At 49.8% G+C, this 19096-nt stretch carries 14 protein-coding genes; 9 read left to right on the top strand and 5 right to left on the bottom strand.

Going from position 1 to position 19096, the window contains the following annotated elements; translation table 11 throughout:
- Window positions 1-586: 586 nt before the first annotated feature.
- The 7 genes from ABLA33_RS00905 (at window position 587) to ABLA33_RS00875 (ending at window position 9495) form a co-directional block, all read left to right on the top strand.
- Window positions 587-1357 (top strand): ABC transporter ATP-binding protein, encoded by a 771-nt coding sequence (locus ABLA33_RS00905; protein ID WP_347718878.1) that lies wholly within the window; start codon window positions 587-589, stop codon window positions 1355-1357.
- 97 nt (window positions 1358-1454) lie between these two features.
- Window positions 1455-3527, top strand: a complete 2073-nt coding sequence (locus ABLA33_RS00900) for a DNA topoisomerase 3 (protein WP_347718877.1) — start codon at window positions 1455-1457, stop codon at window positions 3525-3527.
- A gap of 79 nt (window positions 3528-3606) precedes the next feature.
- The gene (locus ABLA33_RS00895) at window positions 3607-4305 is read left to right on the top strand and encodes an HAD family hydrolase (RefSeq protein ID WP_347718876.1); all 699 of its coding nucleotides are present in this window, start codon (window positions 3607-3609) and stop codon (window positions 4303-4305) included.
- A gap of 128 nt (window positions 4306-4433) precedes the next feature.
- Window positions 4434-5342, top strand: coding sequence for a M48 family metallopeptidase (locus ABLA33_RS00890; protein WP_347718875.1), 909 nt, complete (start codon window positions 4434-4436; stop codon window positions 5340-5342).
- 79 nt (window positions 5343-5421) lie between these two features.
- Entirely contained in the window at window positions 5422-7140 is a 1719-nt protein-coding gene (gene recJ / locus ABLA33_RS00885; RefSeq protein ID WP_347718874.1) for a single-stranded-DNA-specific exonuclease RecJ, read from the top strand.
- Window positions 7137-9254 (top strand): ATP-dependent DNA helicase RecQ, encoded by a 2118-nt coding sequence (locus tag ABLA33_RS00880; protein WP_347718873.1) that lies wholly within the window; start codon window positions 7137-7139, stop codon window positions 9252-9254. Before recJ ends, ABLA33_RS00880 begins: the two co-directional genes overlap by 4 nt.
- Window positions 9238-9495, top strand: coding sequence for a hypothetical protein (locus ABLA33_RS00875; protein ID WP_311490738.1), 258 nt, complete (start codon window positions 9238-9240; stop codon window positions 9493-9495). Before ABLA33_RS00880 ends, ABLA33_RS00875 begins: the two co-directional genes overlap by 17 nt.
- Window positions 9496-10178: 683 nt before the next feature.
- Here ABLA33_RS00875 and ABLA33_RS00870 read toward each other — a convergent pair.
- From ABLA33_RS00870 to ABLA33_RS00850, 5 genes are read right to left on the bottom strand one after another with little or no spacing between them, the layout of a single operon-like run.
- A complete protein-coding gene (locus ABLA33_RS00870) occupies window positions 10179-11219 on the bottom strand; it encodes a BspA family leucine-rich repeat surface protein (RefSeq protein WP_347718872.1) in 1041 nt (346 codons plus the stop codon).
- 51 nt (window positions 11220-11270) lie between these two features.
- Window positions 11271-12020, bottom strand: coding sequence for a hypothetical protein (locus ABLA33_RS00865; RefSeq protein WP_347718871.1), 750 nt, complete (start codon window positions 12018-12020; stop codon window positions 11271-11273).
- Window positions 12017-13369 carry a hypothetical protein gene (locus ABLA33_RS00860; protein ID WP_347718870.1) on the bottom strand — a complete coding sequence of 451 codons (1353 nt, stop codon included), beginning with the start codon at window positions 13367-13369 and terminating at the stop codon, window positions 12017-12019. Before ABLA33_RS00860 ends, ABLA33_RS00865 begins: the two co-directional genes overlap by 4 nt.
- Window positions 13370-13382: 13 nt before the next feature.
- Window positions 13383-13721, bottom strand: a complete 339-nt coding sequence (locus tag ABLA33_RS00855) for a transporter (protein WP_347718869.1) — start codon at window positions 13719-13721, stop codon at window positions 13383-13385.
- The gene (locus ABLA33_RS00850) at window positions 13718-14701 is read right to left on the bottom strand and encodes an SPFH domain-containing protein (RefSeq protein WP_347718868.1); all 984 of its coding nucleotides are present in this window, start codon (window positions 14699-14701) and stop codon (window positions 13718-13720) included. Before ABLA33_RS00850 ends, ABLA33_RS00855 begins: the two co-directional genes overlap by 4 nt.
- A gap of 272 nt (window positions 14702-14973) precedes the next feature.
- On the opposite strand from ABLA33_RS00850, the gene ABLA33_RS00845 reads away from it, so the two are divergent.
- Both ABLA33_RS00845 and thrA read left to right on the top strand, forming a co-directional pair.
- Window positions 14974-16461 carry a family 10 glycosylhydrolase gene (locus ABLA33_RS00845; RefSeq protein WP_347718867.1) on the top strand — a complete coding sequence of 496 codons (1488 nt, stop codon included), beginning with the start codon at window positions 14974-14976 and terminating at the stop codon, window positions 16459-16461.
- A gap of 155 nt (window positions 16462-16616) precedes the next feature.
- Window positions 16617-19064, top strand: coding sequence for a bifunctional aspartate kinase/homoserine dehydrogenase I (thrA, locus tag ABLA33_RS00840; protein ID WP_347718866.1), 2448 nt, complete (start codon window positions 16617-16619; stop codon window positions 19062-19064).
- The last annotated feature ends 32 nt before the right edge of the window (window positions 19065-19096 follow it).

Below are 19096 nucleotides of genomic sequence, written 5' to 3'. Positions count from 1 at the left end.
CTTATGGACTTATTTTTCAGAGAAAGCATTCCCATTTTTTGTTCGTTTTATTTAACAACACGTTTTCTCATTCTGGAAACAAATCTTACAGAATGTGAACGAACACAGACTGGAGAAGGGGGAGAAAAGAGAGTTTGGAGCAAACGCCCCCTCCTTTTTAGTACAAAAAGGGAGGGAGAAGCAGCTTTTTCGCCTAAAATTAGCGATCGGAAAGTACCGCAGAGCCGTGTTTTTCCTTATTGTTCTGGCCGATACAATAAGGCTGTCAGCTGGCATCCTTATTGCGTTTGAAAATAGCCTTATTGTATTTACGAAGAGCCTTATTGGACGGGTTGTAGCAGCAGGACCTATCCAACGAGCAACTTACTGCAAGTTGGATTCCAAACGATTCTCAGAGCCGTAGACTGCGAATATTTTTGATAATATCAAAAAGAAAAAGACGCGCATCAAGGGCGTTGAAAGATAGAGCGACAAAGGTAAAGAGCGGGTATAGCCCCATCCGTTTCCAACTCCTCACAACTCTTGCACCGCTGCTTTGGCGTTGTCCATGTTTGCCGTTCCGTCATTTTTCTATACTTTTGCAATAATGAACACCCCTGCACTCGCCCTCGAAAAACTTACCACCGGCTATCGGTCGGGAAAGACCCTTCACCCCGTAGGTCAAAGACTCACGGGAGAAATTTCCGTGGGCGAAATGACGGCACTTGTGGGGCGCAACGGCTGCGGGAAAAGCACGTTGCTCCGCACCTTGGCGGGTTTCCTCCCTCCCATCAGCGGCTCGGTACGCTGGCTCGGTCGAGAGCTAACAGAGATGCAGCCGCGCGAATTGTCCCGCCTGCTGAGCATCGTCCTTACCGACCGTCCCGACACGGGTTTTCTCACGGTGCGCGAGATTGTTGAAACGGGGCGTATGCCTTACACCAACTTGACGGGACGACTCACGGCGGAGGACAGAGAGGTGGCCGACAAGGCGCTCTGCCTGACGGACACGGCCCACTTTGCGCGCCGCCGACTCACGAGCCTTTCCGATGGGGAGAGGCAGCGCGTGATGATTGCGAAAGCCCTCGCACAACAAACTCCGGTCATACTCCTCGATGAGCCGACGGCTTTTCTGGATTATCCCGGTAAGATTGAAATGTTGGAACTTCTCACACGATTGGCGCACGAAGAGCACAAAACGATTCTCATCTCTACCCATGACCTCGAACTCACCTTCCAAACGGCCGACCGCCTTTGGTTGCTCGGGCGCGAGGGTATTCAGCAGGGAGCCACACGCGAGATGCTGGAGAGCGGAGTATTGGAAAAAGAGCTGAAGTATGCTCCGCGCGTTGTGGCCGCAGCGAGTGCTGACCAATAAGGTGCAGCAGTCATTTAATAAGAACATTCAACAATAAGATATAAAGGTTCTTGCCTCCCTCCTCTCCCTCGGAGCGGGAAGTGGCAAGGTTATAGCGATGATAGTTTGTATTGCCGAAAAGCCGAGCGTAGCGCAAGACATTGCGCGCATATTGGGAGCAACCATTCGTAAGGATGGCTACATGGAAGGAAACGGTTACCAAGTGACGTGGACTTTTGGACATCTCTGCGAATTGAAGTACCCCGAGGATTACACCCCCACGTGGAAGCCTTGGAGCCTCGGGCAACTGCCCATGATACCGCAGCGTTTCGGCATCCGCCTAAAACACGAGAAAAGCATAGAGCACCAGTTTGCTGTCATTAAAGAATTGTTCGAGAAAGCCGACACCATCGTCAACTGCGGTGATGCTGGCCAAGAGGGTGAGCTCATCCAGCGATGGGTGCTCCAGCTCACGGGCGTAAAAAAAGACGTGCAACGGCTCTGGATCTCAAGTATGACGGACGAGGCCATACGCGAAGGCTTCAACACGCTCAAGCCGCAAACCAACTACCAAAGCCTCTACGAAGCGGGACTATGCCGCGCCATCGGCGACTGGATTCTGGGAATGAACGCCACCCGCCTCTACACGCTGAAATATGGACGGCGAGAGCGTGGAGCAACTCCGCTCTCCATCGGTCGCGTACAAACGCCCACGTTGGCACTTATCGTCAATCGCCAACACGAGATCGACAATTTCACACCCGAACCCTATTGGGTACTGACTACGGACTATCGCCAAACCACCTTTACTGCCATCACGGCCGATCCCAATGAGGACGAACAGCCGGAGGACAGCAAGGGCAGCAAGAAGCAAGGTGCAGCACGACGCGGCTTCACGAGCGAAGAAGAGGCACGCAACGCACTGGAGAAAATCAAGGATGCACCGTTCGAAGTGACGAAAGTGGAACGAAAGAACGGCACTGAAGCTCCACCACGCCTCTTCGATTTGACCTCGTTGCAGGTGGAATGCAACAAGAAGTTTGGCTATTCGGCCGACGAGACGCTGAAACTCGTACAGAGCCTTTATGAAAAGAAAGTGTCTACCTATCCGCGTGTGGACACTACCTATCTGCCCGACGATATCTATGGGCAGTGTAAGAACATTCTCAATGGCATTTCTGAAGCCTACGGCGAACTCTTGCAGCCGCTCCGTGGCACACAACTCAAAAAGAGTAAGAAGGTGTTCGACTCATCAAAGGTGACGGACCACCACGCCATTATTCCTACCGGACAGAAGCCTAACAACCTGACGGACATTGAGCGTTCCGTTTTCGATCTCATCGCCCGTCGTTTCATCGCTGCATTCTATCCCGATTGCAAGTTTGCTACAACCACCGTTGAAGGCCAGGCTGCCGATGTGCCGTTTAAGGTGAGCGGCAAGCAGATACTGGTGGCTGGTTGGCGCGATGTGTTTGCACGCGACAAGAAAGAGGACGATGATGACGCCAAGCAGGGCGACGACGAACGCACGCTGCCCGATTTCAAAAAGGGCGAACAAGGGCCACACCAGCCAGGACTAACGCAAAAAATGACGCAGCCGCCGAAGCCCTACACCGAAGCTACGCTGCTGCGCGCTATGGAAACGGCTGGACAAAAGGTGGATGATGACGAACTGCGCGATGCGCTCAAAGAAAACGGCATAGGTCGTCCCTCCACACGAGCCGCCATTATCGAAACACTCTTCCGCCGCAACTACATCCGCAAGACGCGCAAATCGCTCTTCCCTACACCTACGGGAACAGAACTCATCGGACTGATAAAAGAGGACTTGCTCAAAAGTGCAGAACTCACCGGACGATGGGAGAAACTCTTGCGCGAAATAGAACGCCACGAGTATGAACCGGCAGAATTCATCAACGGACTGAAAGAACAGATAGAACGAATCGTACACGACGTGCTTTGCGACAATAGTAATCGCCATGTGACGATGGAACTACCAGCTGAAACAACCAGAAAGAAAAGCTCATCAGCAACTACTGATACGGCGGCGAGCAAACCAAAGACGCCGCGCATCAGAGTGGGCAGCCAATGTCCCGAATGCGGACAAGGCAAGGTTATCAAAGGCAAAACGGCTTACGGCTGCTCGCGCTGGAAAGAAGGGTGTACATTTAGAAAACCGTTTAAGAAATAAAAAATTGAAGGCCTCTGTTATAGTAAAGAACAGAGGCCGCTTATTTATCTACAGCACACACAAAAACTAAGACATATTTATGCAAAACTCCACGATTTCCTCTTCCGCAGCTACTACTCCCGCATCGCTCCTCGCACAGTGCCGTACGCACAAGGGCGGCATCCTCTTCGATTTCGATGGCACATTGGCCAACACAACACCTGGTATCGTTGCCACGTTGCGCGCCTCTTTCGAGGCGATGGGTCGCCCCGTTCCCGAGGAGGATGCTATGGTGAAAAGTATCGGTTTGCCGCTCAACCAAGCATTTTGCAGGTTGGGAGAATTTAGCAAAGAAGAGGCAGCTACGGCGGTGAGTATCTACGCCGAGCTTTTCATGACTCACGAGATTCCCACCATAGAGTTGTTTCCCGAGGTAAAGACCACGCTGGAGCAGCTCCATGAGCAAGGCATCAGAATGGCGATTGTAACTTCGCGCAATCGGCACAGTCTCGAACTGATCCTTGAGCGGCACGACATCCAAAAGTATTTTGAAACCAACGTGACTTTCGACGACGGTATCACACCCAAGCCCGCGCCCGATATGGTTTTGGCCCTCCTCGACAGGATGCACCTCGCGGCGGATTCCACCCTCGTAGTGGGCGACACCACCTTCGACATCGAGATGGGAAATCGCGCCGGTTGCCACACCTGCGCCGTGAGCTACGGCAACCACGACATAGCAATGCTTCAAACAGCTCACCCCGAATTTATCATCCATCGTTTGGGCGAACTGTTGTAAGAAAAGGAGGCAACGATCCATACCTAAAGCAGAGAAAAGCTATAAGTATGATTGTTTAGCTTGTATTTCTTGTGAAATGTTTATATTTTTGCAGATAATAGGAATAAAATACAATAAAGAAAAGAAATATGAAGAAGATACATTCTCTGCTGTTGATCTTGGCAATGTCCTTATTAGTGGGCTGCGGAACAACATCAACAGTACCTCTCACTGGGCGCAAACAGAACTTACTCGTTACGGACGCACAAGTGTTGGCGTTGAGTAATCAGCAGTACAAAGAATATATGAGCAAAGCCATACCTTCCACCAATAAGCAGAACACAGAAATGGTGAAACGCGTAGGAAACAGACTGGCCACTGCTGTTCAGAATTACCTCATACAGAATGGCCGTGCGGAGGAGATAAAAAACTACGCTTGGGAGTTCAACCTCGTCCAGGACAAGAACGTCAATGCGTTCTGTATGCCTGGCGGAAAAATTGTGGTGTATGAAGGTCTTCTGCCATACACCAAAGATGAAGCATCATTAGCCATTGTTTTGGGACACGAGATAGCCCACGCTGTGGCGCGCCATAGTGCCGAGCAAATGTCGAAGCGCATGAAGGCGCAATATGGTGCAACAGCGTTTAGTGCCATCTTGGGCGCAACCACCAATAGCTCTTGGCAAGCGCTGGGCAACGAGGTTTTCGGATTCGGCGCCAATAGCGTGCTGCGCAAGTTCTCCCGCAATCACGAGAGCGAAGCCGACTACATGGGGCTTATCTTTGCTGCCATGGCTGGCTACGACCCCACGGTGGCGGTGGCCTTTTGGCAACGCATGGCTGCAAGCGGTGGCAGTAAACCCGCTGAATTCTTCTCTGATCACCCCTCTGATGAACATCGCATTTTGGCCATTCAGAAGGATTTGCCAGAGGCGTTGAAATACTACAAGCCACAACAACATACTTCAGCTTCTGCCTTTTCTGTGTCTACTCCTCAACGCAACCAAACTACACCTGGTGCAGCGAAGAAGAAGCAGACCACAAAGAAACGTCGATAAACTTTTGGGACACTGATTCGTCCATTTCTCGATTTTTTTCGTCCCTCGTCACGGACGTTTTGTTCTTAAAAAAACTCTCATGCAATATAAGTGGAACTACGTGAAGCCATCGCCGGAAGCAACGGCCGAAGCTGAAGAAGTAGCCCAACGTGCGGGAATTCACCCCGTCTTTGGGAAACTTCTCCTCGATCGTGGCATTCGGGAGCCGCAAGAAGTAAAGCGTTTCTTCAAGCCCCAACTAACGGATCTCTACGACCCGTTTTTGATGAACGATATGCAGCGGGCTGTTAGCCGACTCAACGATGCTATGGCTCGCAAGGAACGCGTCATGATCTACGGCGATTATGACGTTGATGGCTGTACGGCTGTGGCTCTCGTCTATAAATTCCTCCTCCAGTATTATGCCAATCTCGACTACTATATCCCCGATCGCTACGAAGAGGGATATGGCATTTCGAAGAAAGGTGTGGACTTCGCCTACGAAACGGGCGTGAAACTCATCATCGTATTGGACTGTGGCATCAAGGCTGTTGAGGAAATTGCTTACGCCAAGGATTTGGGTATCGACTTCATCATCTGCGACCACCATGTACCCGATGCAGTGCTGCCTCCCGCCGTTGCCATTCTGAATCCAAAGCGCACCGACAACCACTACCCTTACGACCACTTGAGCGGCTGCGGCGTAGGTTTCAAGCTGATGCAGGCTTTCGCCGTTAGCAACGGTATCGAGTTCAACAAACTCATGGAGCTGCTCGACCTCTGCGCCGTGTCCATCGCTTCCGATATTGTGCCCATCATGGGAGAGAACCGAATTTTGGCATGGCATGGTCTGCGCCGTCTCAACTCCAATCCCTCCGTTGGTTTACAAGCCATCATTGAGGTGTGCGGTCTGAGCGAGCGCGAACTAACACTGAATGATATTATCTTCAAGATAGGGCCGCGCATCAATGCGAGCGGACGTATCCAAAACGGCAAAGAAGCTGTCAAACTCTTGGTGGAACAGGACTATTCGGCAGCAGTAGAGATGGCCGAGCGCATCAACCTCTTCAATGAGATGCGCAAGGACATCGACAAACAAATGACAGAACAAGCCGTCAACCACGTTAAAGAAATGCCCGATCTCGAAGAACGCAAGAGTATCGTGGTCTTTAATAAAGAATGGCACAAAGGCGTTATCGGTATTGTGGCTTCACGCCTCACCGAACAGTACTATCGTCCCGTCGTGGTGCTCACGGAGAGTGAGGGCGTAGCCACTGGTTCGGCGCGCTCGGTATCGGGGTTCGATGTGTATGGAGCCGTGCGCAGTTGTGCCGACTTACTGGATAATTTCGGTGGTCATACTTACGCTGCCGGACTTTCTATGCGCGTGGAAAATGTACCCGAATTTGCTCGTCGCTTTGAGGAATATGCTGAAAACCACATCCTCGACGAACAAATGGAAGCAACGCTCGAGGTCGACGCCGTGCTCGACTTCAGCGACATCACGTTCGACTTCTACCGACAGTTACGCAAGTTTGCTCCGTTCGGGCCTGATAATGCTCGCCCCACCTTTTGCACCCATCGTGTCTACGATTATGGCACAAGTAAGGTAGTGGGACGTGGGCAAGAACACATCAAGCTGGAACTTGTCGACAATAAGAGCAATACGGTGATGAATGGTATTGCTTTCGGACAGAGTAGTCAGGCGCGCTACATCAAGACGAAGCGCGCTTTCGACATCTGCTACTCCATCGAAGAGAATACGCACAAGCGAGGCGAGGTGCAATTGCAGATTGTCGACATCAAACCTTGCGAATGAAAAAACAAGTGCCTCCTTCTCCCTCCCAGTCTGAGGACGACAGCTCACAACTCCCCGAATGGGCGAATGCCGCAGCAGCACCTCTTCCCTCAAAGGAAGATGAGGAGGGAGGCATACTCCCCTCGTCCAACATTCCTCTACCCGAACACATCGGCGAAACACCCACTCTCAGCTCCTCTCTCTTCTCTCAGCAGAAGCTAACGGAGGAGTCTCTCTCGTCTCCCTCCGCCATTCTCTCCCACTATTGGCACTACCCCGCTTTCCGCGGCATCCAGTTGCCTATCATAGAGAGCATTCTATCTGGTCACGACACACTGGGACTTATGCCCACGGGCGGTGGAAAAAGCATCACCTTCCAAGTGCCAGGGCTGGCAATGGAGGGCACTTGCTTAGTGGTTTCTCCCCTTATTGCACTGATGAAAGACCAGGTGCAAAACTTGCGCCGGCGAGGCATAACTGCCGCCGCCATCTATACGGGTCTTTCCCATGATGAAGTACTCCAGGTGTTGGACAACGCTATTTTCAACGCCTATAAGTTTCTGTATGTTTCGCCCGAACGCCTTGGCACGAAGCTCTTTCAGCAGAAACTTGCTCATATGCACATTTCCTTTATCACCGTTGACGAAGCCCACTGCATCTCCCAGTGGGGATATGATTTTCGCCCCTCTTATCTCCAGATTGCCGAGGTGCGCAAATTGCTCCCCGATGCTCCCGTGCTGGCCCTTACGGCAACGGCCACTCCCGAGGTTGTCGACGACATCTGCGCCCAGTTGGCATTCCGCCCCGACAGCGAAGTGCATCGCATGAGCTTTGCGCGGGATAATTTGGCATACGTCGTGCGCCGCACCTCTGATAAATTCCAAGAACTCCTCCACATTCTCAACAGCGTCCCTGGCAGCGCCATCGTTTACGAGCGCAGCCGAAAGGGCACAGCCGAAACGGCTAAGGCCCTCAATGAAGCAGGCATCCGCGCGCTCTACTACCACGCGGGACTGACCAATGTGGATAAGGACGTGCGGCAGAAGGCATGGCAGGACGATGATACGCGCGTCATGGTGGCTACCAACGCCTTCGGTATGGGTATCGACAAGCCGGATGTGCGCATAGTGGTTCACATGGATTTACCAGATTCCATCGAAGCCTATTTTCAAGAGGCAGGGCGAGCGGGACGCGATGGGAAAAAGGCGTATGCCGTACTCCTATACAACAATTCCGACCATGGCAAACTCTCGCGACGTGTGCCCGAGACATTTCCCGAGAAAGACTATGTGCGTGAGGTTTACAACAAACTGGCTTATTTTTTTCAACTGGCTGTGGGCGATGGCTTCAATGTACGTTATGAATTCAATCTCGACAAGTTTTGCTTGCGCTTCCATTGTTTCCCTGTTCCCGTTGTCAGTGCCCTCAATCTCCTCATGCGGGCTGGCTATCTCCACTATGAAGAAGAAAGCGAGAGCACCTCGCGCGTTCAGATGCTCGTGAGTCGGGAGGAGCTGTATCACATTCGCGACTATCCCGAGGGCAACGATGTACTCAAGGCGCTCCTGCGCGATTATAGCGGCCTTTTTTCCGATTATGTCAATATCGAGGAAAAACGCTTGGCGATGGATTCAGGATGGTCGGAACATGAGGTGTATGAGATTCTGAAAGGGCTCACGCGCCGCCGCATTCTCCATTATATCCCGCGCAAGAAAACGCCCTATATCACTTTCCTTCAACGCCGCGTGGAGGGAAAGGATATTGTCCTCTCACCTGAAGTCTACGACAAGCGAAAGGCCGTCTATGAAACACGCATCAATAGTATGCTCAACTATGCGGCACATTCTGACACCTGCCGCAGCCGCTACCTGCTCCACTATTTTGGAGAAGAACAAACGGCCGACTGTGCACAGTGTGACGTATGCCTTGAGCGTGCAGCACTCCTCAAAGGTGCGCCTCATCTGGATGCGCACATCCTCAACATCCTTGCCGACCGCCGCCCGCATCGCCTTGCCGAACTGCAAGATGCGCGCTTCCGCGCTGAAGACCTTGCGGCGACTCTCGAACAACTTGTTGAGGAAGAACGCATCACTTACCATAACGGCCGCTTCCGACTCAATGCGGAAGCACAATAGCACGCTCTCCAACGAAGATTTCAGCCACAAATCATCCCTCACCTTTTACGCCAGAAGCCACCCACAGCACCAACTTCTGCTCCGCCGTTTCCCCCTCACAGATATCCTTATTGCGTTTGGAAATACAATAAGGATGTCAGTTGATAGCCTTATTGCATCAGCCGACACCCTTATTGCGTCAGGACATAGAATAAACCTATCCGCACACGCCCTTATTGTGTTCACACCCACTGCGATGTAACGTATTCACTCACTGTCCCCGGCGGGGACACACCATGCTTAACCGCGGGTGATGCCCAAAGGGCGAACCCGTGGGAAAGGGATGCACAAACCTCCGACGCAGGAAGCGTCGCACAGCACCCACTCTCCTCCTCCCAGGATTTTATTTTTCGTTGTCACGTCGTCACGTTGTCACGCTTTGAGCATAACCGCCTGAGGATGTACACTTTATGAGGGTGACAACGGTGTGACAACAAAGAAAAATTGTTGTCACACACATAAGCTCCTCTCTATCAGCATCTTCGCCTCTTCCGTGACAACGTGACAACAAAATCGAGTTTTTTCTATAGGAGGAGAGATAGATAATACTCCCTCTACGCTTTCAGTGCGACGCTTCCTTCGTCGGAAGTTAGTGCTGCCACCTGTCCACGGGTTCTCCCTCACCATAGTTCGGGCATCACCCGCGGTTACGCATGGTGCGCCTCCGCTGGAGGCGTGAGATACTTTGTTTTGCTGCGGCTGTGGTGGGAGAGGATGACTTTTGTGAGTGCCCTACAGTCCTTGGCTGGAGGCGTAAGATAGTCTGTATTACTGTGGTCGCGGTGGAATATATGACAAAAAATCTGCAACACCCAAAGGGGTATTGCAGATAGAGGGTTATTATATAAGCCGCTATTTGCGGAGAATTGCGGAAATAGGTAATGGCTATTTGCGGAGAATCTTCTGAGTGGCGCCGTTGTTCATGCGGACAATATTCAGTCCACGCTGCAACTCGTTGAGCCTCTTCCCTTCAGGAGAATAGATTGCCTTGATATTTTCAGCATCATGGTGGGTGGTGAGGATGCCCGAAATTTCTTTTTTAGAGAAATATCCTGTCGTGGGATTCGCCATTGAGACATCGACCTTGTCTTCATCATAGGCTACTGCACCTTTGAGATTTGTACATCCCAAGAACATTTCATCAGAAATTTCACACGTCCAATCATCATTGCAATAAAGAGTTTGTAGCGCTGCACAATTCGTAAACATATACATCATTGCCTTTACCTTCTTCGTATCGAAGTGGGAAAGGTCGAGCTTAGAAAGTTTCTCACAACCATAGAACATAGCACTCATATCCGTTACCGCAGATGTATTGAAACTCGAAAGATTGAGGTCAGTAAGAGCCGAACAAGAATTAAACATATCGGACATCTCTTTCACATTCTTTGTATCGAAGTTGGAGATATTGAGCGTGGTGAGCTTTCCGCAACTGGCGAACATAGAAGACATTGTGGTTACGGCCGATGTATTGAAGCTTGAAAGGTCGAGACTGGAGAGGCTTCCACAATAGGAGAACATGGCATTCATTTCCGTCACCTCAGAGGTGTTGAGGTTCTCCAGTCCTTTGATTTCTTTCAGATTAGGGAAGTATAGGAACCAGCGATCCGTTGCTGTTGGGCGAAAGTCCTTGAACGAAGCATCGAAGACCGCCTTGAGTACCTTTGCTTCAGGTTCATCCCACGTTCCAGTCCAAGCGTGATACGTGTTGTAATTTTCATCCTCTTTCTCCTGCTCTATCCCCCACACAGTGCCTGCGCGAGAAGCTCTCTGAGTATCGTAGTAGAACGTGAGAGTTGTTTCATCACTACTTTTCACCACATAAGCTTCTTTGCTCTGAGCTTGAACTGACAGAGGAAATGCGAATAAAGCCATAACTCCAGCGAGGAGCACAGCACAAATGTTTATTGTTTTTTGTTTTATCATAATGCTTGCTTTTTCAAGGGAACTAGTTAGGTTATTGAGATTAGAGTAGTTTTACTTAACCACTATAACGCCGTTTTCCGTGGTTTGCAAACGAGGCTTGCTCTTCTGAACCACGGGATGTTGCTTTTGCGGCTTTTGCGATTTGGAGGCTTTGCGACGAGCAGAAGCAGAAGCAGAACGCCTTACGACGTGAGAAGCTTGGGGGCGTGACTGAGTTTTGGGTGTTTCTTCGCTATTTTCTGCTTTCGCCTTGTTGAAGGGAACGAAAGTTTTTTCCATTCGGGAGTATTGAGGATACTTTGGATCCGTAACAATTCGCTCATAATAGATACCATCATCAGTTATTGTTGTATCAGCCACAACCCATCCGTCTTCGTAACGAGTACGCTTGGATATTTTCCCATCTCTCTCAAAGGTATAATGCATCCCTTGAAACTCATCATTCTGATAAGTGGCGATGATATAAACCGGTGGTTTATCATGGGAATCTTCCGGTTCGTAGTATTTCACGTATTTACCTTCTTTCTTACCATTGCGATATTCGGTGATACTGCTCACAATGTTGTAGAAATTATAACGAATGAGTTTTCCATCCTCCAGTCCGTCCTTATAGTCGCACTCTTCAATCAAATCTCCCTGCTTGGAATAAACTTTCCAATGTCCTTCAAATTTTCCCGTTTTTTTGTCTTTGAATCCCGTGGCACAGATTTTTCCATCAGGATATCGATCTTCAAATTTCTTGATTTGGGCTTCAGCAGAAAGTGAGAGAAAAAGCAATAGGAACAGAAATACTTGTTTCATTTTGTAGAGAGTTTATATTCGGTTGGGAAAACGTACAGATTCTCATACTTACCGTCGGCTAAATCAAAGCTATAGCAATAGGCGTCGTTCGACTTGTCCCGATAAGTGGTCTCTACTCTCACCCATATTTTCTTATTATTACGGGCAGCAGGGCCTACTCTGAGACGTTCCTCAAGAGGCTTCGTCCAAAGAATCTGACCATCAGTGCGGCGCAACTGAAATACGGTGTTGGCATCCTCAGCTATCGTAGGCGTGTAGGTCAGGAGAATGTAGTTGGCATCTTGATAGATAATAGCCGTGTGGAAAGCCACAAAGGTATCGGATATAGGCGCATAGTTGATAAGGCGATGGTCGCCGTCCCATGTATTTATCATATTTTCGGAGAAATAATAAGAGTCCTGCGGATCACCAAGGTGGAACTTAACATGTAATTTCCACAGTCGGTTCTTCTTTTTATTCTCTGTACGCTGCAACCAATAGTAGACACTATCGCGCACTTCGCTTTGCAGCGCTGAAGGAGGCAGCGTTCTAGCATACTCGAAAGCTTCTTTGGTGTAGAGTCGGTCAGTGCCGGGGAAATAGTAATATGTGTCAGCCATATTGTTAGTGACCAAGAATCCCTCTCCTGTATCCTCTCTGATAAATTCCACTTGCGATAGTCCTGTATTCATCGCTGTCTTTTTAGCAAAGAGCGATTTCGTCACCTCCTTGAGCGTTAGTGAAACAGGGTCTATTTCATAAATATAGCGCGGCGAGACGATGATATACCAACGGCCTACTTGATGGAAATAGCGTATGTTATCAGAATTAAATGAAAAACCGTTGAGCTTATTTGCATCTTCACTAGAAATCAGCAAGTGATCGGAGAGAATCTTTCCAGACTGGGCATCACGAAAACCATAATAATAGCCGTCAATATATTTCCCTTTATTTGCTACATCACTGTCGTAGCAACGGCGTGTGAGATAGAAAAAACAGACGTTTTCTCCTCGCGACATGGGAAAGATATACTTATAATCCTCATCAACTTCCACCGTAGTATCTTCATTCAAAAGAGAGGACGGTGAAGATGAGGAATGTCTAAAAAGCATTGAGCCAAAGACAACAATGATGGTCACGATACTCACTGCTGCAATGGCAAATAGGTTGATCAGTTTTGAGGGGCCGCTGATATTGGGAATAGGAGGCGGACTATAATCGTAGCGATGATTTACGTTGATATTTATATCATCGTCATCAATAAAAAATTCCGTTCCACAATTCTTACATCGAAAGCGCTTACTGTCCAACTGATCGTGCTTCTCGCTTCCACAGTTGGGACATTTCACTGCTCGTATCTTTGTAGCCATTATATCGTTATGATTATGCCTTCTTTGAGTAATGTATAGTGAGATAAGTCAGCACACACTGTGCAGCCGTCAGAGCCACAAAGAGAATGATCCACCAGTTGTCCGTCAGACGAGCGGGAGCAAAGAAACCACTAAAAAACTCCATTATGCCCACTACTAAAAAAATCATGCCTAGACTCAAGCGGTGAGTGCTCTCAGCTTCCATCTGGAACAAGATGCCTATCAGCAGAGCGTTCACAAGGATAGCTAAGTTCGTCATGAGCATATTGGCAAATGGGTAGGCGGACAAGAGGAGCCCTGCAACTATATTTACAATCAGCGGAGCTATCGCTGCAACAATTACTTTTTTCATAATTGAGAGAGGATTTCGTTTTTCTTTTTCTCGTATTCTTCTTCCGTGATGAGCTGTTCATCGAGCAACTTTTTGAGTTTGCGCAATCGCTCTGTTGAATCGTCCGCAGCTTGTGTTTTAAACACATCTTTCGCCAATTGAACGCCAGCACCGAGTTGCAAACCAGCACCAGCCAATCCGCCTTCGTTGCGCGCAGCATCGCGAAGAGCTTCCAACTTCTGCATACTCACATAGTCGAGGTCGACCTCCGCAGCAGCTCTCTGTTCAGCCGTCATATTGGCAATACGTCCGATGCGCTCCATGGTGTCCTCATCGAAAGTGACAGAATTGACGCGAAAATCGGTTAGTTCCAACCCTAATTGTTCCAACTCTGTAGCCGTTCGTTCTTTCAATTCGTTCGATAAGTCCATCAAATGACTGTCTACTTCACGATAGGGATAAGCCTTTTCCGCTAAGAAAGAAGAGAGAGGGGCAACAATGCGCGACGATACTAACTCTTGCACGTCAGCAACACTATAATTGCTCATCGTGCCCAACAACGTTGTAAACATACGCCCGGCATCGGCAATCTTTATAGAGAAATTACCACATGCCCCCAACGTAACGGGTAGTTTATAATCTGGCTCAATATATTTGACAGGAGAAGCCGTACCCCACAATACATTTACCACCTCTGCCGTACGGAAGAAATAGAAACGCATTTTGTGTTCGCTCTCAGAGCGTTGCGCCAAATTGAGCAAAGACGTGATGAAAGGATGATTGGCGGTTTCCATCGAGTAGACATCAGGCTCTGTCAGTACGCCCGATACTTTACCGTCGTACACTACCACACAGCCCTGACCTGGAGCCACAATCAACTTACTTGCATTCTTAATTTCATCCGTTGTCGTCTCCATCAGATGGAAGAGCAGCTGCCCGTTTTGCTCCTTCCATTCCACAACTGTTCGCAGTTGTCGCTTGAATAAATCTCTCAATCCCATATATGATTATCGTTTTATACAACAACGCTCTTCTCAATAAAACCTAAGAGCTCGTTGCTGTTTCATGTGATGCAAAAATAACGATTCACGCCGATAACTACAAGTTTCAACTTCATATCTATTATTGTTTACGAAAACGAACATTTTACATCTCTGCTCTTAGCCTTACAAAAGAGCAGAGACAGACAAGAGTTGCAGAGCGCGGGGAGAGAGCTCTAAACTTTTCTATCTGCTATATTTTCACTAATTTAGCCGACAAAATTTGAAACGATATGAAGAAAATCTTTATTTTGCTGCTGACGCTGTGCATCTCAGCTGTGATGCTGGCGGGCGTGCCGATGCCAAAACGCGAGTTTCGCGGAGCTTGGATACAGATGATAAATGGGCAGTTTCAGGGGATGAGTCGCGACCAGATGCAAGCTAATCTTACGCATCAGTTGGACGTGCTTCAACGCTGCCATGTCAATACCATTATTTTCCAAGTGCGAGGTGAAGCCGATGCGATGTATCAGAGCAGTCTCGAACCTTGGACGCGTTTTCTCTCGGGGCAACAAGGCGTAGCACCGCAACCGCTGTGGGATCCTTTGGCGTGGATGGTGAATGAGTGTCACCGTCGTGGTATGGAACTCCATGCGTGGATCAATCCTTATCGGGCGAAGACGAAAACGACGAAGGAACTTGCGGCGAACCATCCTGCGCGCATTCATCCAGAGCGGTTTATCAGCTACGACAATCAGTTGATTTTCAATCCAGGGCTGAAAGAGAATCGCGACTATATCTGCACGGTGGTGAAAGACATCGTGAGTCGCTACGACATTGACGGACTTCATATCGACGACTATTTTTACCCCTACCCAAACGGTACGCGCTTCGACGACGAGGCTACTTTCCGCCAATACGGCAATGGTTTTACGGATTTAGGCGATTGGCGTCGCTTCAACGTGAACCTGCTTATCGAACAGCTTTATAAGACGATTCACGACACTAAGCCGTGGGTGAAGTTTGGTGTTTCGCCCTTTGGTATCTACCACAATGCAAAGAACGGCGGTGTGCCAGGTTCGGACACCAATGGTTTGCAAAACTACGACGATCTCTATGCTGATGTACTCTATTGGATTAACCGCGGTTGGGTGGATTATAACGTTCCACAAATCTATTGGGAGATTGGACACAAGGCGGCTGATTATGACACGCTCATCCGTTGGTGGAGCAAATATGCTTCGGCGCGTCCGCTCGTCATCGGACAGGATGTGGAGCGCACCGTGCGCGCTGCCGATCTTCAGAATCCTGCGCAAAATCAGATGCCTGCCAAGTTTCAGTTGCAGCGCACCCTACCAGGAGTGAGCGGTTCTTGTCTGTGGTATAGTGTAGCTGTTGTTCGCAACGAGGGCAACTATGCTGGAGCATTGGAGCAATATTATCACCGCTACCCTGCTTTGCAACCGTTGATGCCGTGGATCGACAAAAAAACGCCAAGGAAAGTGCGCCATCTGAGTGTTCGCAAAGCTCCCGATGGAAATTATCTCTTCTGGGAAGCACCCAAAGAGAAAAGCGAGATGAACAAGGTGCGCAACTATGTGGTATATCGCTTTGCGCGCGGCGAGAAAGTGAATACAGAAGATGCTTCGCACATCTTGACCATCACGCCACAAAACATTCTGAAGCTCCCCGTTGCTGATGGAAAAACCCGCTACACGTATGTAGTAACGGCTCTCAACCGCTTACAGAACGAGAGTAAGGGGAAAAAGAAGAAATATTAAGACTCAGAAACAAAAGGCTACGATACCTCCCCTCCTTTCCCCTCATGGGAAGGAGGGAACGGTGGCTTTACGAGTGAGATAAATACTAAACCGCAAAAACTAAAAACTTCCTCATCATGTTCTCTCTGGAAAATGAAGAAGAGGTGTTTTCCAATATGAAAGTTCTAAAATTTGGTGGATCCTCTGTGGGTACTCCCGAGAGCATCCTCAACGTAAAAAATATAGTAGAAGCAACGGCACGCCCCGCGGTGGTCATTGTCAGTGCCCTGGGTGGCGTTACGGACCAACTCATTGCCGCATCGCGCATGGCAGCAGCTGGCGATTCGGCTTATTCCGAAAGTGTCGATTCGCTGATGGAGCGCCACCACAAGATGGTGAATGCCGTTGTTGAACCGCGCCGCCGCCCGCAGTTGTTAGAGAATCTCGACCATCTGCTAACGGATCTCCGCAGCATCCTGCATGGTGTATTTCTCATTCAGGATCTCACACCGAAAACGGCCGATGCCATCGTGGCGTATGGAGAACGCTTATCATCGCTCATCACGGCAGCTTTGTTGGATAATGCTTGTCATGTTGACAGCCTGGATGTGGTTTGCACCCGTGTGCAAAACGGCAAAACGCTCGTAGATTTCGAACTGACCAATCGCCGGATAGTGGAGCACTTCGGGAAGCATCCCGGACTCTTTGTTTGTGGCGGTTTCATTGCGAAAGATGCCGAAACGGGACGCATCACCAATCTCGGGCGCGGTGGCTCCGACTACACGGCGGCCATCATCGCGGCTGCTCTCAATGCAGAAGCCTTGGAGATTTGGACGGATGTTGACGGATTTATGACAGCCGATCCGCGCGTTATCCCTACTGCCTACACCATTCCGCAGTTGTCTTACAACGAAGCAATGGAGTTGTGCAATTTCGGTGCAAAGGTGGTCTACCCTCCCACTATCTACCCCGTTTGCACAAAGAACATCCCCATCTACGTAAAAAACACCTTCCACCCCTCCCATGCTGGAAGTGTCATCAGCAGCGATATGTCGCTCACCGCCAATGGCGAATCCACATTCACAGCCCCCATCTGTGGTATCAGCTCCGTTAATCGCACGAGCGTTGTCACAGTGAGCGGCCCAACCATGGTGGGTGTCATCGGTGTAAACCGCCGCATCTTCGCCTGTCTGGCGCAGAATGGTATCAGCGTCTTCATGGTTGTTCAAACTTCTTCTGAAACGAGCACATCGCTCTGTATCACGCCGGAAGACGGACAGAAGGCGTGCAAGGTTCTCGATGCCGAATTCGCCGTTGAGATTGAGGACGGAGCGATGAACAAGGCGCAACTCGAAGAGGGACTGGCCACTGTGGCCGTTGTGGGCGAGAACATGAAGCGCACACCGGGCATCGCTGGAAAACTCTTCAGTGTGTTGGGGCGTAATGGTATCTCTGTCAGTGCCATCGGGCAAGGCTCGTTTGAGATGAACATCTCGTTTGTCATTCAGCAGGAGATGCTGAGCAAAGCTCTCAATGTGCTCCACAACAGCTTCTTCCTTTCCGAATATCAGGACGTCAACGTCTTTGTTTGTGGCACGGGAAATGTGGGCGGAAGCCTCCTCCAGCAGATTGCAGCCCAGCGCGAGCGTCTCATGAAAGAACGCCGCCTGCGCATCAACCTCGTGGGGGTCAGCGGAAGGAGCCAGTCGGTGTATCATCCTGAGGGAATCGATGCTGCCCACTACAAAGAAGCCATGCAGAATGGTGAACCGGGTGGTATCAACCACATGGTGGAACGCATCGTTGAGATGAACAGTTTCAACTCTGTCTTTGTGGATTGTACGGCTTCTGAAAACGTGGCTCGACAGTATGAAACCTTGCTCAGCCACAACGTGAGCATCGTGGCAGCCAACAAAGCTGCAGCCTCATCCGATTTCGATCGCTACAAACTCCTGAAGGACACCGCTCGGGAACGCGGAGTGAAATATCTCTTTGAAACCAACGTTGGGGCGGGGCTTCCTATCATCAACACCATCAACGACCTCACAGGTTCGGGCGACAAAGTGTTGCGCATCGAAGCCGTAGTGAGTGGCACACTCAATTTTGTGTTCAACGCGCTGAGTGCCGACATTCCTCTCTCAAAGGCGGTGCGCATGGCGCAGGAGCAGGGCTACAGCGAGCCCGATCCACGCGTCGATCTCTCGGGCAAGGATGTTATCCGCAAACTAACAATCCTTGCGCGCGAAAGTGGCTACCGCGTCAACATGGAAGACATCGAAGCGCATCTCTTCATCCCCAATTCGCTCTTCGAAGGTTCGCTCGAGGAGTTTTGGGAAAAACTGCCGGGACTCGATGCCGAATTTGAAGCGCGTCGTCAGCGCCTGGAAGCCGAAAGCAAATGTCTGCGCTTCGTTGCCACTTGGGCCGATGGTAAAGGTGAGGTGGGTTTGCGCGAAATTGACCAAACGCATCCTTTCTACCATTTGGAAGGCTCTAATAATATCATTTCGCTCACCACAAGTCGCTACCACGACTACCCCATGCTCATCAAGGGCTATGGAGCTGGGGCGGAAGTAACTGCCGCAGGTGTCTTTGCCGACATCATGCGCTGCGCCAACTTTTAGCTGGAACTAAAAGGAGGTTGCATTTGAATCTA

Source organism: uncultured Alloprevotella sp. (genome assembly GCF_963536905.1).
GTDB lineage: Bacteria > Bacteroidota > Bacteroidia > Bacteroidales > Bacteroidaceae > Alloprevotella.
This window is presented reverse-complemented; position numbering and strand designations above follow the sequence as displayed.

Coding starts and splice junctions, on each gene's coding strand:
- ABLA33_RS00905 (WP_347718878.1), top strand. CDS start 587: ATGAACACCCCTGCACTCGCCCTCGAAAAACTTACCACCGGCTATCGG.
- ABLA33_RS00900 (WP_347718877.1), top strand. CDS start 1,455: ATGATAGTTTGTATTGCCGAAAAGCCGAGCGTAGCGCAAGACATTGCG.
- ABLA33_RS00895 (WP_347718876.1), top strand. CDS start 3,607: ATGCAAAACTCCACGATTTCCTCTTCCGCAGCTACTACTCCCGCATCG.
- ABLA33_RS00890 (WP_347718875.1), top strand. CDS start 4,434: ATGAAGAAGATACATTCTCTGCTGTTGATCTTGGCAATGTCCTTATTA.
- recJ (WP_347718874.1), top strand. CDS start 5,422: ATGCAATATAAGTGGAACTACGTGAAGCCATCGCCGGAAGCAACGGCC.
- ABLA33_RS00880 (WP_347718873.1), top strand. CDS start 7,137: ATGAAAAAACAAGTGCCTCCTTCTCCCTCCCAGTCTGAGGACGACAGC.
- ABLA33_RS00875 (WP_311490738.1), top strand. CDS start 9,238: ATGCGGAAGCACAATAGCACGCTCTCCAACGAAGATTTCAGCCACAAA.
- ABLA33_RS00870 (WP_347718872.1), bottom strand. CDS start 11,219: ATGATAAAACAAAAAACAATAAACATTTGTGCTGTGCTCCTCGCTGGA.
- ABLA33_RS00865 (WP_347718871.1), bottom strand. CDS start 12,020: ATGAAACAAGTATTTCTGTTCCTATTGCTTTTTCTCTCACTTTCTGCT.
- ABLA33_RS00860 (WP_347718870.1), bottom strand. CDS start 13,369: ATGGCTACAAAGATACGAGCAGTGAAATGTCCCAACTGTGGAAGCGAG.
- ABLA33_RS00855 (WP_347718869.1), bottom strand. CDS start 13,721: ATGAAAAAAGTAATTGTTGCAGCGATAGCTCCGCTGATTGTAAATATA.
- ABLA33_RS00850 (WP_347718868.1), bottom strand. CDS start 14,701: ATGGGATTGAGAGATTTATTCAAGCGACAACTGCGAACAGTTGTGGAA.
- ABLA33_RS00845 (WP_347718867.1), top strand. CDS start 14,974: ATGAAGAAAATCTTTATTTTGCTGCTGACGCTGTGCATCTCAGCTGTG.
- thrA (WP_347718866.1), top strand. CDS start 16,617: ATGAAAGTTCTAAAATTTGGTGGATCCTCTGTGGGTACTCCCGAGAGC.